The following is a 12928-nucleotide window of genomic DNA, read 5'->3' as shown; positions in this document are numbered from 1 at the left end:
CTACTTTTTTACCACTCACCGAAAAACTTTTTACTACCCACACCACCATCAGCCCCGCCTCCCCACCTCAAACTCCGCGCCAAATCAGCCCCAACTTCTCTTCAGCTGCTTCGCTTATCTCGCGTCGTTCTCAACGGGAGGCGAACTATAGCAACCCTTTTAAAACCCAGCAAGTACTTTGTTAAATATATTTCGATTTACTTCTTTTTACCCAAATCCACGCCCATCAACAGCACCTATCAACTACACATCCACAGAATTCAATACTGCCCAGCGCGCAGCGCTCACGCCCTTTTCCAGACTGATACGGCTGACTATCTGTTCCAGCTGCGAATGGTTGCTAGGTGAAGTAATCAAATCTGCCCGCACTTCCAGTTGAGTGCCGGAAGCCAAGTCCTCGCTATGCAGCGACTGCACAACCAGGTGCGGCATGCCATTCAACATATGCAGCATCAAAGTACGTACCTGCACCTCGTCTTCCGGCCTGCATACTATAGAGAGGCGATATACCTGCTCGATTTCAGTCGCGCTATGCAGATCCTGGCGATTGATCAAGTGGGAAACCCCTCGCAACAATACATTGGCGCCTAATATTGCAGCGGCGCCGATGGCGGCTTCCAGTGCATGACCAAGCCCGCACAGCACGCCGACCGCCGCCGAGCACCACAGCGTCGCAGCGGTATTGAGCCCGCGCACGTTAATCCCTTCGCGCATGATGACGCCGGCGCCAAGGAAACCGATACCAGACACGACATAAGACGCGATCCGGGTCGCACCTTGCGGATCCGACTCGAACGCCGAGACCATGACGAACAGCGATGCACCTATCGACACCAGGGCGTTAGTCCGCAAACCGGCCATGCGCTGGCGCATTTGACGCTCTGCGCCTATCAATGAACCTAAGGTCAAGGCGAGCAATACGCGCAAGGTAAATATTTTCCAATCCATCTTCACTACCTTTCTGTGTACATCGCCATGCCAGCTGGCGACAATCCGTGGGTGTTCAGCGCTGCTTCAGGTACTGAAGATCAGCTAACAATGCAAACAAACGAAGGGATGGGAATATATGGTGGCGATGCCGGATCGCACGAGATACTACAGCGCGTCAATTCATAAACTGTAGCAATGGCCTACTACTGACTAGCAGATGAATTGCAGCGGGCTGCGCGCCCATCCGCGGCTACTGGTACAACTGTCCAAAACCGGATCTCCTACGAAGATAGTCCACGGGATTCTATGTAGACACTATGGGCAAGTCAAGCAACAACCGCTACATCCGCCGCCAGCTTGCGCAGGACGTGGGCGGCTGCCACCAGGCCGAAGGTCGCGGTAACCACCACCGCCGAGCCATAACCGGCGCAATTCAGCCCCGTGACACCGGGCGCGGCGTCAGCGTCGATGCTGCATACCTCTTCGGTGAGCGGCGCACTTAAGGGTTCGGTGGAAAACACCGCATCGACGCCGAAGCGGTTCCTGTCGCCGCGCGGGAAACGGTGTTCCGAGCGTAAACGCTTGCGTACCTTGGCCAGCAAAGGTTCCTGCTCGGTCTTGGAGAGATCGCGGATTTCAATCCGGGTAGGATCGACCTGACCGCCTGCGCCGCCAATCGTGATCAGACGAATGCCCTTGTCGCGGCAATAGGCAATCAACGCGGTCTTGGCACGAACATTGTCGATGGCGTCGATCACATAGTCGTAACGCTGCTCGCCTATCATTTCCGGCAAGTTATCTGCAGTAATGAAATCTTCCACCTCGGTGACATGGCAGTAGGGATTGATCTGCGCAACACGGGCCGCCAGCGCGCTCACTTTGGCCTGGCCCAGCGTATCGGTCAGCGCATGGACCTGACGATTGATGTTGGATTCGGCCAGATTATCCAGATCGATCATGGTCAGATTGCCGATCGCACTGCGCGCCAATGCCTCGATCGCCCAGGAACCAACGCCGCCGACTCCGATCACGCAGACATGCGCTTGCAGAAAACGCGCCAGCGCGGCGGCGCCATACAGGCGTGCGATGCCGCCAAAGCGCCGGTCGAAATCGATTTCATCGAGATCGATAGTAGTGGGAGCGGAAACGCCAGAGGCGCTTGATACGACAGATGAAGGCATGGTTGGAAGCAAAAAATACAGGCAATCGTCAAAATATCCGAGGACGACCGGATATCGCTATTGACGCTATTTTACCGGCTCCGCAAGACGGATTTATTTTGAAGTGTTTTAATATAACTACATTGTTATTTATAGATGAATTATCAGATAAGCATCTATCCACCGGGAGCATCCCAGGTTAACCCACGAGATACATCACCATGCCAAACGCATTAATAAGCACGGCGCCGGATTTCAGCCAGCCGATCGCAGTCCTCAAGCACTGCCACGAACGGATACGCAAGCAGCTCGCCACACTGCAGAATTTGCTCGACCATGTGCCGCAGCACGGCAACGATGACCAGGCACAACAGGCGGCCCACAGCGTCATGCGCTATTTCAATCAAGCCGCCCCGCATCATCATGCCGATGAAGAACACGACCTGCTGCCGATGTTGAACGCCACAGCAACAGGCGAAGACGCCGCCCTGCTGCAAAAACTGATGCCCGAAATCCTGGCTGAACATCAGCAGATGGATAAGCTCTGGCACTCTCTCAATCAACAATTGACGCATATCGCCGACGGCGAAGCGGCAACCCCGGCGACGCTGCTGTCGCCGCAAGACGTCCATCAATTTTCTACCATCTACTCTGCTCACATGGAAAAAGAAGAAACCTGGATCGCCCCCATGGCCAAGCGCATTTTCAATGAGCAGCAGATGCAACAGCTAGGAGCAGCAATGCAACAACGTCGAGGTATTTCAGCATGAGCCAAACCAAGGAGCAATCAATCGCAGATCTCAGAATCGACTACAGCCAGGCCAGCCTGTCAGAAGCCGACAGCGCCGCCGATCCGATTACGCAGTTCGGAAAATGGTTTGATGAAGCCATCCAGGCTGAAGTGCCTGAAGCGAATGCGATGAGCCTGGCAACGGTGGGCAGCAATGGCCGGCCATCATCCCGCATCGTACTGATCAAACAGTTTGATGAACGTGGTTTCACCTGGTTTACCAATTTCGAAAGCCGCAAGGGCCACGAACTTCTGGAACATCCCTACGCTGCACTGCTGTTTCACTGGATAGCGCTGGAACGCCAGGTACGCATCGAAGGAAGAGTCGAGCGTGTCTCAGAAAGCGAGAGCGATGCTTATTTTCACAGCCGGCCGTTACGCAGCCGCCTCAGTGCGATTGCATCGGCACAAAGCCAGCCCATCGACGGCCGCGACATGCTCGAAGCCGAATACGCAAAAGCCGAACAAGAGTTTTACGATCACCCGCCGCGCCCAAAGCATTGGGGCGGCTACAGACTTTTTCCGGATACGGTAGAATTTTGGCAAGGACGGCGGTCCCGTTTGCATGACCGGATTTTGTATACCCTGGACGCAAATGGCAGCTGGCAGCGGCAACGCCTGCAGCCTTAGTTCCGCGTCATTGGTCAACGCTGGCCGCTTGGTACAAGTATTTAATCACCGGAGGAGAAATCGTGTTCTGGGAAAAGAAGCTTGAAAACTGGGTTAGTGAAGTCCGTCACCATGCCGCACTGCCGTTGCGGCTGGAATTGTGGAACGGCCAGCGGTTTGACTTTGGCACATATGCGACGCCGGAGGTTACCGTACGCGTGCCACATGTATCCTCTCTCACTTATCTGCTGACGCCATCCCTCGCCAATCTCGGCGAGGCCTATGTCGAAGGCAAAATCGAAGTCGAAGGGAAAATCAAGGAAATCATCGCCGTCGGCAATGCACTGGCCGCCAATACACTGAAGGCGGATGGCAAATTTTCCCGCATTACCCGCACCTTCCGCCACAACAAGGAAAAAGACGCCGAAGCGATTCGTTATCACTACGACGTCTCCAATGATTTTTACAAGCTGTGGCTGGACCAGAACATGGTCTATTCCTGCGCCTATTTCGAGAACGGCGATGAAGACCTGGCCACTGCCCAACTCAAAAAGATCGATCACATCCTGACCAAGATCCAGGTCCGGCCGGGCCAGACCCTGCTCGATATCGGCTGCGGCTGGGGTGCGCTGGTATTGCGGGCAGCGCAAAAGTTCGGCGCAAAATGTGTCGGCATCACGCTCTCGGAAAACCAGTACGCATTGGCCAAAGAGCGGGTTGCGCAAGCCGGCCTTGAAGACCAGATAGAAATTCGCTTGCAAGACTATCGCGATATTACCGGCAGCTTCGACAGGATCACCAGCGTCGGCATGTTCGAACATGTCGGCCTGAATAATCTGCCTATGTATTTCTCGCGCATCCGTAGTTTGCTGGCGGACGATGGCATCGCGATGAATCATGGCATCACCACGACCGACATCGACAACGGCGAATCGCCATACGGCGGCGGCGAATTCATCGACAAGTACGTGTTCCCGCACGGCGAATTGCCGCATATCGGCCTGGTGTTGAAAACCATGCAGGAAGGCGGACTGGAAGTATTCGACGTGGAAAATCTACGGCGCCATTACGCCAAGACTTGCGGCATCTGGGCAGACAATCTGGAAGCGCGCGCCGAGGAAGTCAGAAAAACAGTGGATGACCGGCGTTTCCGTATCTGGCGCATTTATCTGGCGGGCAGTTCTTACGGCTTCGAGCGCGATTGGGTGTCGCTGTACCAGGTTGTGTGCCGTAAAGCAGGACGCAGCGCGAGCACCCTGCCCTGGTCCCGGGATTATATTTATCAGGCTTCGAAATAATCTGCAGACTACACATATCCACTGTTCTGCCTGGAACAGTGGATAAACCCTCAGTTGCCGATGACCTTCTCGGTAAATATCTTGCGCAGCTTTGCCACTTTTGGCGCGACTACAAACGCACAATAGCCCTGTAAGGGATGTTGGCGGAAGTAGTTCTGATGGTAGTCCTCCGCCTTGTAATAGGCTTCTGCAGGACTCAACTCGGTGATGATGGGTGCGTCCCAGACATTGGCCATTTCTGCAATCACTTGTTCCGCGACCTTCTTCTGCTGCGGCGACTGATAATAGATCGCAGAACGGTATTGCGTGCCGACGTCATTGCCCTGCCGGTTCAAGGTAGTCGGATCGTGGATCGTGAAGAAGATTTCCAATAACTCGCGAAAACTGATCTGCTCCGTATCGAATGTCACTGCCACTACTTCAGCATGGCCGGTGGTGCCTTCGCAGACTTGCTCATAACTCGGGTTCGTTACATGACCGCCGGTATAGCCGGATTCGACATGCTGTACGCCCTTGATTTCTTGATATACAGCCTCCAGGCACCAGAAACACCCGCCCCCTAATACCGCAACTTCGTTACTCATGGCTGCTACTCCTCTGGTTACCTTCTAATAACACTTTAACTTTAACGCAATTCGGGACTCTACGCGATAGACGAAAAAAAACCCTGACTATGCAGGGCTTTCAACACAAACCTCATCCCACAACTTAGAATTTATAGCCGATTGTCAGCACAGACACCAGTGGATCCAGAGTCAGTTTAGTCGTGGCGTGAGACGTAGTACCGTCAAGACGCTGTGTCTTCAGGTCAGCTTTGGTGCTCAGTTTCACATAAGACAGGGAGAAGTTGGCAGACCAGTTTTTGTCGAAATTGTAGACCATACCAACGTTTGCGACCGGCGCCAAAGAGCTGCTCAGGTCAGCGCTGGTGGGTGCCCCAGGGTTCCCGGCAACGGCGCCGAGCAGCTGCTGGAAGTTGTTATTGATCTTGATATTCGAATACCAGACATAGGCAGCACCGGCACCGACATAAGGGCGGAACTGACTGTTAGCATCACCGAAGTAGTACTTGGCCAGCAGCGCCGGACTCCATTGATTGGCCGTGCCAATCTGCCCTTGGCTCTGCAGAGCGCCCGCACCATTGAGTTTGAATTTCGGCGGTATGCCCAGATCGGCAGTGACTGCGATATTGTCCGTGAAAAAATGGGTGAATTGCAGGATCAACGTATCAGCGTCCGAAACGTGGGCGCCAGTATTCGGGATCGCAGTACCGTTGATTTTCAATAATTCGCTGGATTGATTCAGGCCGATGTGAGCCCAGCCTGCATTGACCACGTTGTCGCCAGCCTGCTGCGCCATCGCGGGAGCTGCGAAGGCTGCCAGTACGGACAGGGCAGCCAGCTTTGGCAATACGTTAAATTGTTTTTTCATATGTCTTCTCCAAGTTACACTTCATTTTTAGTAGCGGGATCTTTGCCTGCAGCGAATACAGTACAAACCCATTTTTCCGGCGTTTTGCAATTCTGGACGGGCCAGACAACGCTCTCTTATTCGACTGCGCTTACCAAGGTGGCGTATCCATGATTTCCGGATATCTGTCCACGCGCCTTCGACCAAAAAGAACGCGCGTGCTATTCTTTTTTTTACACTATGCCAGCTTTAGAATCATTTGACTATAGTTGTAGCTTTTTTACCTCAAATTATTTTTTGAAACCCGCCAGTACGGCAGATGAATCGTGCGCAGCGCGACGCAAACGATCGTTGATACCTTGCCAGGCCAGGTCGGACGGCGGTGCCTCAACCATGATCAAGTCTGCCGCTGCATGATCCATATTGCGCAGTGCCGCATAAAGATCGTGGGCATAAGCCTGAGGCGAAGCTGCCATGGGGAATTGCGCGGCCAGCGGCGGTGTGTCCGCGGCCAGCATCGAATAGCTGATCAGCGCCAGACTTTGCCCGGCCTGATGCAATTGCCGCAGCGTGCTTGTCAACTGCTCAGAAGGCACCAACAGCACCGGAGTGCGCGGCGCATAGTGCGACTCAAGCGTGCCGGAGGCGCGCGGAGCGGTGGCGTCGGCGGCTTGTACCGCAACCCCCAGCACTGCGGCAATTTGTGCGGCGCTGATATGACCGGGCCGCAGCAACACCGGGCCGTGCGTGGCGAGACGCGATAAATCGATGATGGTCGATTCGATACCGACTTCGCTTTGACCGCCATCCAAGATACAAGCGATCGGACTATCGCCATCGGCGTCGAATTCGTCGCGCACATGCTGCGCCGTGGTCGGACTGACATGGCCGAATTTATTAGCGGACGGACCAGCAACGCCACCCTTGCCACCCTTGAACTCGCGCAACAATGCCTGAGCCACCGGATGCGACGGACAACGCAAACCGATCGAGCTCTGACCGCCTGAAACCTGGTCCGGTATATGCGCTGCACGCGGCAAAATCAGCGTCAGCGGCCCCGGCCAAAAAGCGGCTATCAGCGCTTGCGCCTGTGGCGGCACCGACTCAACCCAGTAGCTGATGTCCGCTTCGGGCGCCACATGAACAATCACCGGATGGTTGGATGGGCGCCCTTTAGCGGCGTAGATGCTGGCAATCGCGGCCGGATTTTCAGCGTCGGCACCCAGTCCATACACCGTTTCGGTAGGAAACGCGACCAATGCGCCGGCTTCCAGCTTGCGTGCCGCCAGCTGGATTGCTTGCAGATCGATAGCCGAGTTTTTCATTTACAGTGCGATGCCGAGGATGTCGCAGGCCGCCGCCAGTTGTTGCTGCGCTTCTGCCAAGGTCGCTGCGACAAAAGTGATATGTCCCATTTTACGCGCACGACGGGCCTGCGCCTTGCCGTACAAATGCAAATGCGCCGCCGGCAAAGCCAGGATCCGGTCCCATGCCGGTTCACGCGCTTGCTGACTGTCGCCGTCGAACCAGACATCGCCCAGGATATTCAGCATCACCGCCGGTGAATGTTGACGGGTATCGCCCAAAGGCATGCGCGCCATGGCGCGCACCTGCTGCGCGAACTGGCTGGTGACGCAGGCATCCATGGTGTAGTGGCCACTGTTATGCGGGCGCGGCGCCATCTCGTTGACCACCAGCGAACCGTCTTGCAAGACAAAAAATTCAATGCACAAGACGCCGACATACGCGAGCTGCTCAATGATGGCCAGCGCCGCATGCTGGGCGCGCTTGGCGGTTTCGCCGCAGACATTCGGGCCCGGCACCGTGGTGGTAAACAGGATGCCGTCGCGATGCACGTTTTCGGCGATCGGATACACCGCAGCCGTACCGTCAACGCCGCGCACCACCAGCACCGACACTTCATAAGCCAGCGGCAGCATCTTTTCCAGCACGCAGGCGACGCCGTTCATGTCGGCGAATGCCTGACGCACTTCGTCCAGGCTGCGCACCCGCGCCTGCCCCTTGCCGTCATAACCGAGCCGGACCGTTTTCAGGATCCCGGGCAATAAATCGGCCGGGATATTATCGATATCCGCTGCCGACGCAATCAGATGATGCGGTGCAGGCAGCACCGTCGATGTCTTGGCGCATTCGGTGAAGAAACGTTTTTCCACCATGCGATCCTGGGCTACCGAGACACAGGCTGCGGCCGGAGCGACAAAGCTGTGGCGCGCCAGTATCGCCAGACTCTCGGCGGCAACGTTTTCAAATTCGGTGGTCACCGCCGCACACAAACCGGCCATCTCGGTCAAGGCCACTTCATCGCTGTAGTCGGCCAGAAAATGGCGATCGGCGACATGCCCGGTGGGGCAATCCTGCTCTGGCTCGAGCACGGCCACCTTGTAACCCATGGCTTGTGCCTCATGGGTGAACATGCGGCCCAGCTGGCCGCCGCCCATCACGCCCAGCCAGGTTGCCGGCGTAGTGGTGGGAACAATAGGATCTGTCGAATTGTGCGCTTTGTCTTCCATACCACTCATACCGGAGGCAATTTCATATCAAGGGCAATTTGCGTCTGCTTGGCGCGGAACGCCAGCAGCTTATCGGCGAGTACCTCGTCGGTGGCGGCCAGCATGGCGATGGCCGACAAAGCGGCATTTGCCGCGCCAGCTTCGCCAATGGCGTAAGTAGCAACCGGAATCCCTTTCGGCATCTGCACGATGGACAGCAAGGAATCCTCGCCGCGCAGATACTTGGACGGCACCGGTACGCCCAGCACCGGCACGATGGTCTTGGCGGCGATCATGCCCGGCAGATGGGCAGCGCCGCCGGCGCCGGCGATGATGGCGCGCAAGCCGCGCGCACGGGCCGTTTCAGCATAAGCAAACATCTGATCCGGCATGCGGTGCGCCGAGATCACCTGCGCCTCGTGGGCAACGCCAAACTCGCTCAGGATGGCGACCGCGTGCTGCATCACCTCCCAGTCTGAGGAGGAACCCATGACGATGCCGATCAGCGGCTGGCTCACAGTATCCTTAGTCATCATCAATCCTTCAGCGTTTCGCCGGTCAAGCTAAACAGCGCTTCACGATATTTTGCGCCGGTTTTTTCGATGACATCTTCGGGCAGGGTCGGCGCAGGCGCAGTCTTGTTCCAGCTGGTGACGGTTTCCAGGTAATCGCGCACGAACTGCTTGTCGAACGATGGCGGCGAGATCCCGACCTGATAGCTGGAGGCCGGCCAGAAGCGCGATGAATCGGCAGTCAGCACTTCATCCATCAGATGCAGAACGCCGTCCTGATCGAGGCCGAATTCGAATTTGGTGTCGGCGATGATGATGCCGCGCGTCGCCGCGTAGTCGGCTGCGGTCTTGTACAGTTCGATACTGATGCTGCGGATCTTTTCAGCCAATTCCTTGCCGATGCGGTTTTCCATGTCGGCAAAGCTGATGTTCTCGTCATGCTCGCCCATCTCGGCCTTGGCGGCCGGGGTGAAAATCGGCTCAGCCAGCTTGGCAGCCTGTTGCAAACCCGCCGGCAAGGAAATGCCGCAGATCGCACCAGTCGCCTGATAGTCTTTCCAGCCCGATCCGATGATGTAGCCACGCACCACCGCTTCGACCATGATCGGCTGCAGGCGCTTCGCCACCACTGCACGGCCACGCACTTGCTCGACTTCATCCGGCGCCACCACCGACTCCGGGGCAATCCCGGTCAGATGGTTGGGGACTATCGCCGCCAGCTTTTCAAACCAGAAATCGGACATGCGGTTCAAGACCTTGCCTTTGCCCGGAATAGGTTGATTCATGATGACGTCGAAAGCCGACAGGCGATCGGAAGTCACGATCAGAATCTTGTCTTCACCGACGGCATAGTTTTCGCGCACCTTGCCGCGACCGAGCAATGGCAGTGAGGTAATGGTGGATTGGTAGAGGCTTGTCATGGTTGTTCCAAAAGTCAGAAAACCAGGTAAAGAACGATGTAAACATCATTCTGCACCTGGTAAGTTATTGCGCCAGGACTTGCCTGGCGCCGGCACCGCATATAGCTGTTACTGAACGATCTGCGCCAGCTCGCCCTTCTTGTATTTCTCTGCAATTTTTTCCAGGGAAACAGGCTTGATCTTGGCAGCCTGGCCTTCGCAGCCAAACGCCAGGAAACGGGCTTTCACCACTGCCTTGGCAGCTTCGCGCGCCGGCTTGAGGTAATCGCGCGGATCGAATTTACTTGGATTTTCGATCAGATAACGGCGGATCGCGCCAGTCATTGCCAGGCGAATATCGGTATCGATATTAATCTTGCGTACGCCGTGACGAATCCCTTCCTGGATTTCTTCCACCGGCACACCGTAGGTTTCTTTCATGTCGCCGCCGAACTGACGGATTTCCGCCAGCAATTCCTGCGGTACCGATGACGAACCATGCATCACCAGATGGGTGTTGGGAATGCGGGTGTGGATTTCCTTGATGCGCTCAATCGCCAGGATATCGCCGGTTGGCTTGCGCGAGAACTTGTACGCGCCGTGCGAAGTACCGATCGCAATCGCCAGCGCATCGCATTGGGTCTGCTTGACGAAATCGGCGGCTTGCGAGACATCGGTCAGCAGCTGCTCGCGGGTCATCTTGCCGTCGGCGCCGTGACCGTCTTCCTTGTCGCCCATCATGGTTTCCAGCGAACCGAGCACGCCCAGTTCCGCTTCCACGGTGACGCCGATGGCGTGCGAGAACTCCACCACTTTGCGCGATACTTCAACGTTGTATTCGTAGCTGGCAACCGATTTGCCGTCTTCCATCAGCGAACCGTCCATCATCACCGAGGTGAAACCTGACTTGATCGCCGCCATGCATACCGCCGGCGACTGGCCGTGATCCTGATGCATCACCACCGGAATGTGCGGGTAGGCTTCTACCGCCGCTTCGATCAGGTGCCGCAAAAACGCTTCACCGGCATATTTGCGGGCGCCGGCCGAGGCTTGCATGATGACCGGCGCGCCGACTTCATCGGCAGCCTGCATGATGGCGGTGACTTGTTCCAGGTTGTTGACGTTGAAAGCAGGCAGGCCATAGCTGTTTTCAGCTGCATGGTCCAGCAATTGACGCATGGATACGAGAGGCATGTTGTACTCCGATAATAAAAATCTGTTGTGGAACAGCGCTCAAGTTGGGCAGCAATGCGAAAAGAAAGTGCCCCAACCGATTCTGCTCCAAGCAATTCAATACTCGCCGATCTTCATGATCTTGAGCGCGTTGGTGCCGCCGATTTGCCCCATCGGCTCACCCCATGTGACCACCACCAGATCGCCCAGTTGCACCACGCCCTTGGCCAGCAGCAAATTCTGCGCGGCCTTCAACACTGCTTCGCGGTCAGTGGATTTACCCAGTTCAAAAGTTTGCACATTGCGGTACAAGGCAGCTTTGCGCTGGGTGGCGACACTTGGGGTGAGGGCAAAAATAGGGATATCGATGTTGTGCCGGCTCATCCACAGCGGCGTGGAGCCGGATTCGGTCAGTGCCGCAATCGCCTTGACCCGCAAATGGTGCGCGGTAAACAAGGCGCCATAGGCAATAGATTGATCGACACGGGTGAAGCGGACATTCAGGAAATCGGCGTCGAGCTTGCAGTCTTCCGATTTCTCGGCTTCCAGGCAAATCGCCGCCATCGCTTCCACCGTCTCCACCGGATATTTGCCGGAAGCGGTTTCAGCGGAAGTCATCACGGCGTCGGTGCCGTCCAGCACAGCGTTGGCGACGTCGGATACTTCGGCCCGGGTCGGCACCGCATTGACGATCATCGACTCCATCATCTGGGTCGCGGTGATCGCCAGCTTGTTGGACGCGCGCGCCATCTTGATCATGCGCTTTTGCAGCGCAGGCACAGCGGCATTGCCGACTTCCACCGCCAGATCGCCGCGGGCCACCATGATACCGTCGGAAGCATCGAGAATTTCTTGCAACACCGGGATCGCTTCGGCCCGTTCGATCTTGGCGATCATCATCGGCTTGTGATCGTAAGCTTCGCCGGCGACATTCGCCAGTTGCCGCGCCATTTCCATATCGGTGGCGTTCTTCGGGAAAGAAACAGCAACGTAATCGGCCCGGAAACTCATGGCAGTCTTGATGTCATCCATGTCCTTGGCGGTCAGCGCCGGCGCCGACAAACCGCCGCCCTGGCGGTTGATGCCCTTGTTGTTGGACAGTTCACCGCCGATCTTGACGATGGTGTGAATTTCGTTGCCGATGATTTTCTCGACCGTCAATACGATCAAGCCATCGTTGAGCAACAGCACATCAGCGGGTTTCAAGTCACGCGGCAAGGCCTTGTAATCGAGACCGACGCGCTCCAGGCTGCCCATGGCGCAATCGGCGTCGAGAATGAATTTTTCGCCATTCGTCAATTCGATCTTGCCTTGCTCGAACTTGCCGACCCGGATCTTCGGGCCCTGCAAATCGGCCATGATGGCGACTTGCTTGCCGCAAGCCGCGGCTACTTCACGCACCAGCTTGGCGCGATCGATATGATCCTGCGCCTTGCCATGCGAAAAATTCAGGCGCACCACATCGACCCCGGCGGTGAACATCCGCGCCAGTGTGTCGGCATCGCTGGATGCAGGTCCGATAGTGGCGACGATCTTGGTAGCTCTTTGCATGGACAACCTTTCAGTACCGCATGAATAAAATGTGTAGCGATCTTAATAAGGAATTCGAATCATCCCGTCGGCGTCATTCCCGCGAA

14 protein-coding genes are annotated in these 12928 nt (G+C 56.2%); 4 read left to right on the top strand and 10 right to left on the bottom strand.

What is annotated here, in order from left to right; genetic code table 11:
* Window positions 1–185 (top strand): hypothetical protein (locus tag KHU33_RS15505; RefSeq protein WP_211464480.1); only part of this gene is annotated, 185 nt, incomplete at its 5' end.
* A 58-nt stretch (window positions 186–243) separates the two neighbouring features.
* On the opposite strand, the gene KHU33_RS15500 is transcribed toward KHU33_RS15505, so the two are convergent.
* The gene (locus KHU33_RS15500; protein ID WP_211464478.1) at window positions 244–948 is read right to left on the bottom strand and encodes an MgtC/SapB family protein; all 705 of its coding nucleotides are present in this window, start codon (window positions 946–948) and stop codon (window positions 244–246) included.
* Between the two features lie 308 nt (window positions 949–1256).
* Complete coding sequence (tcdA, locus tag KHU33_RS15495; protein WP_211464476.1) at window positions 1257–2111, bottom strand: tRNA cyclic N6-threonylcarbamoyladenosine(37) synthase TcdA; 855 nt, start codon at window positions 2109–2111, stop codon at window positions 1257–1259.
* Between the two features lie 200 nt (window positions 2112–2311).
* On the opposite strand from tcdA, the gene KHU33_RS15490 reads away from it, so the two are divergent.
* The 3 genes from KHU33_RS15490 to KHU33_RS15480 all read left to right on the top strand — a co-directional run bounded on the left by KHU33_RS15490 (window position 2312) and on the right by KHU33_RS15480 (window position 4787).
* Entirely contained in the window at window positions 2312–2860 is a 549-nt protein-coding gene (locus tag KHU33_RS15490; protein ID WP_211464474.1) for a hemerythrin domain-containing protein, read from the top strand.
* Window positions 2857–3510, top strand: coding sequence for a pyridoxamine 5'-phosphate oxidase (gene pdxH, locus KHU33_RS15485; protein WP_211464472.1), 654 nt, complete (start codon window positions 2857–2859; stop codon window positions 3508–3510). The genes KHU33_RS15490 and pdxH overlap by 4 nt, the downstream gene beginning before the upstream one ends.
* 62 nt (window positions 3511–3572) lie before the next feature.
* Window positions 3573–4787, top strand: a complete 1215-nt coding sequence (locus KHU33_RS15480; protein WP_211464470.1) for a class I SAM-dependent methyltransferase — start codon at window positions 3573–3575, stop codon at window positions 4785–4787.
* 50 nt (window positions 4788–4837) lie between these two features.
* Here KHU33_RS15480 and msrA read toward each other — a convergent pair whose 3' ends face one another.
* The 8 genes from msrA to pyk all read right to left on the bottom strand — a co-directional run bounded on the left by msrA (window position 4838) and on the right by pyk (window position 12842).
* Window positions 4838–5371: a peptide-methionine (S)-S-oxide reductase MsrA gene (gene msrA, locus KHU33_RS15475; protein WP_211464468.1), complete on the bottom strand. Its 534-nt coding sequence runs from the start codon at window positions 5369–5371 to the stop codon at window positions 4838–4840.
* 124 nt (window positions 5372–5495) lie between these two features.
* The gene (locus KHU33_RS15470) at window positions 5496–6218 is read right to left on the bottom strand and encodes an OmpW/AlkL family protein (RefSeq protein ID WP_211464466.1); all 723 of its coding nucleotides are present in this window, start codon (window positions 6216–6218) and stop codon (window positions 5496–5498) included.
* Window positions 6219–6487: 269 nt separating this feature from the next.
* The gene (locus KHU33_RS15465; RefSeq protein ID WP_211464464.1) at window positions 6488–7522 is read right to left on the bottom strand and encodes an L-threonylcarbamoyladenylate synthase; all 1035 of its coding nucleotides are present in this window, start codon (window positions 7520–7522) and stop codon (window positions 6488–6490) included.
* Window positions 7523–8728 (bottom strand): 5-(carboxyamino)imidazole ribonucleotide synthase, encoded by a 1206-nt coding sequence (locus KHU33_RS15460; RefSeq protein WP_211464462.1) that lies wholly within the window; start codon window positions 8726–8728, stop codon window positions 7523–7525.
* 5 nt (window positions 8729–8733) lie between these two features.
* Entirely contained in the window at window positions 8734–9243 is a 510-nt protein-coding gene (purE, locus tag KHU33_RS15455) for a 5-(carboxyamino)imidazole ribonucleotide mutase (RefSeq protein ID WP_407928287.1), read from the bottom strand.
* Window positions 9243–10139, bottom strand: coding sequence for a phosphoribosylaminoimidazolesuccinocarboxamide synthase (locus KHU33_RS15450; RefSeq protein ID WP_211464458.1), 897 nt, complete (start codon window positions 10137–10139; stop codon window positions 9243–9245). Before KHU33_RS15450 ends, purE begins: the two co-directional genes overlap by 1 nt.
* A gap of 108 nt (window positions 10140–10247) precedes the next feature.
* On the bottom strand, window positions 10248–11312 hold the full coding sequence (gene fba, locus KHU33_RS15445) for a class II fructose-bisphosphate aldolase (RefSeq protein WP_211464456.1): 1065 nt from the start codon (window positions 11310–11312) through the stop codon (window positions 10248–10250).
* 96 nt (window positions 11313–11408) lie between these two features.
* On the bottom strand, window positions 11409–12842 hold the full coding sequence (gene pyk / locus KHU33_RS15440; protein ID WP_211464454.1) for a pyruvate kinase: 1434 nt from the start codon (window positions 12840–12842) through the stop codon (window positions 11409–11411).
* Window positions 12843–12928 lie beyond the last annotated feature (86 nt).

Source organism: Collimonas silvisoli (assembly GCF_018305005.1).
Lineage (GTDB): Bacteria > Pseudomonadota > Gammaproteobacteria > Burkholderiales > Burkholderiaceae_D > Collimonas > Collimonas silvisoli.
This window is presented reverse-complemented; position numbering and strand designations above follow the sequence as displayed.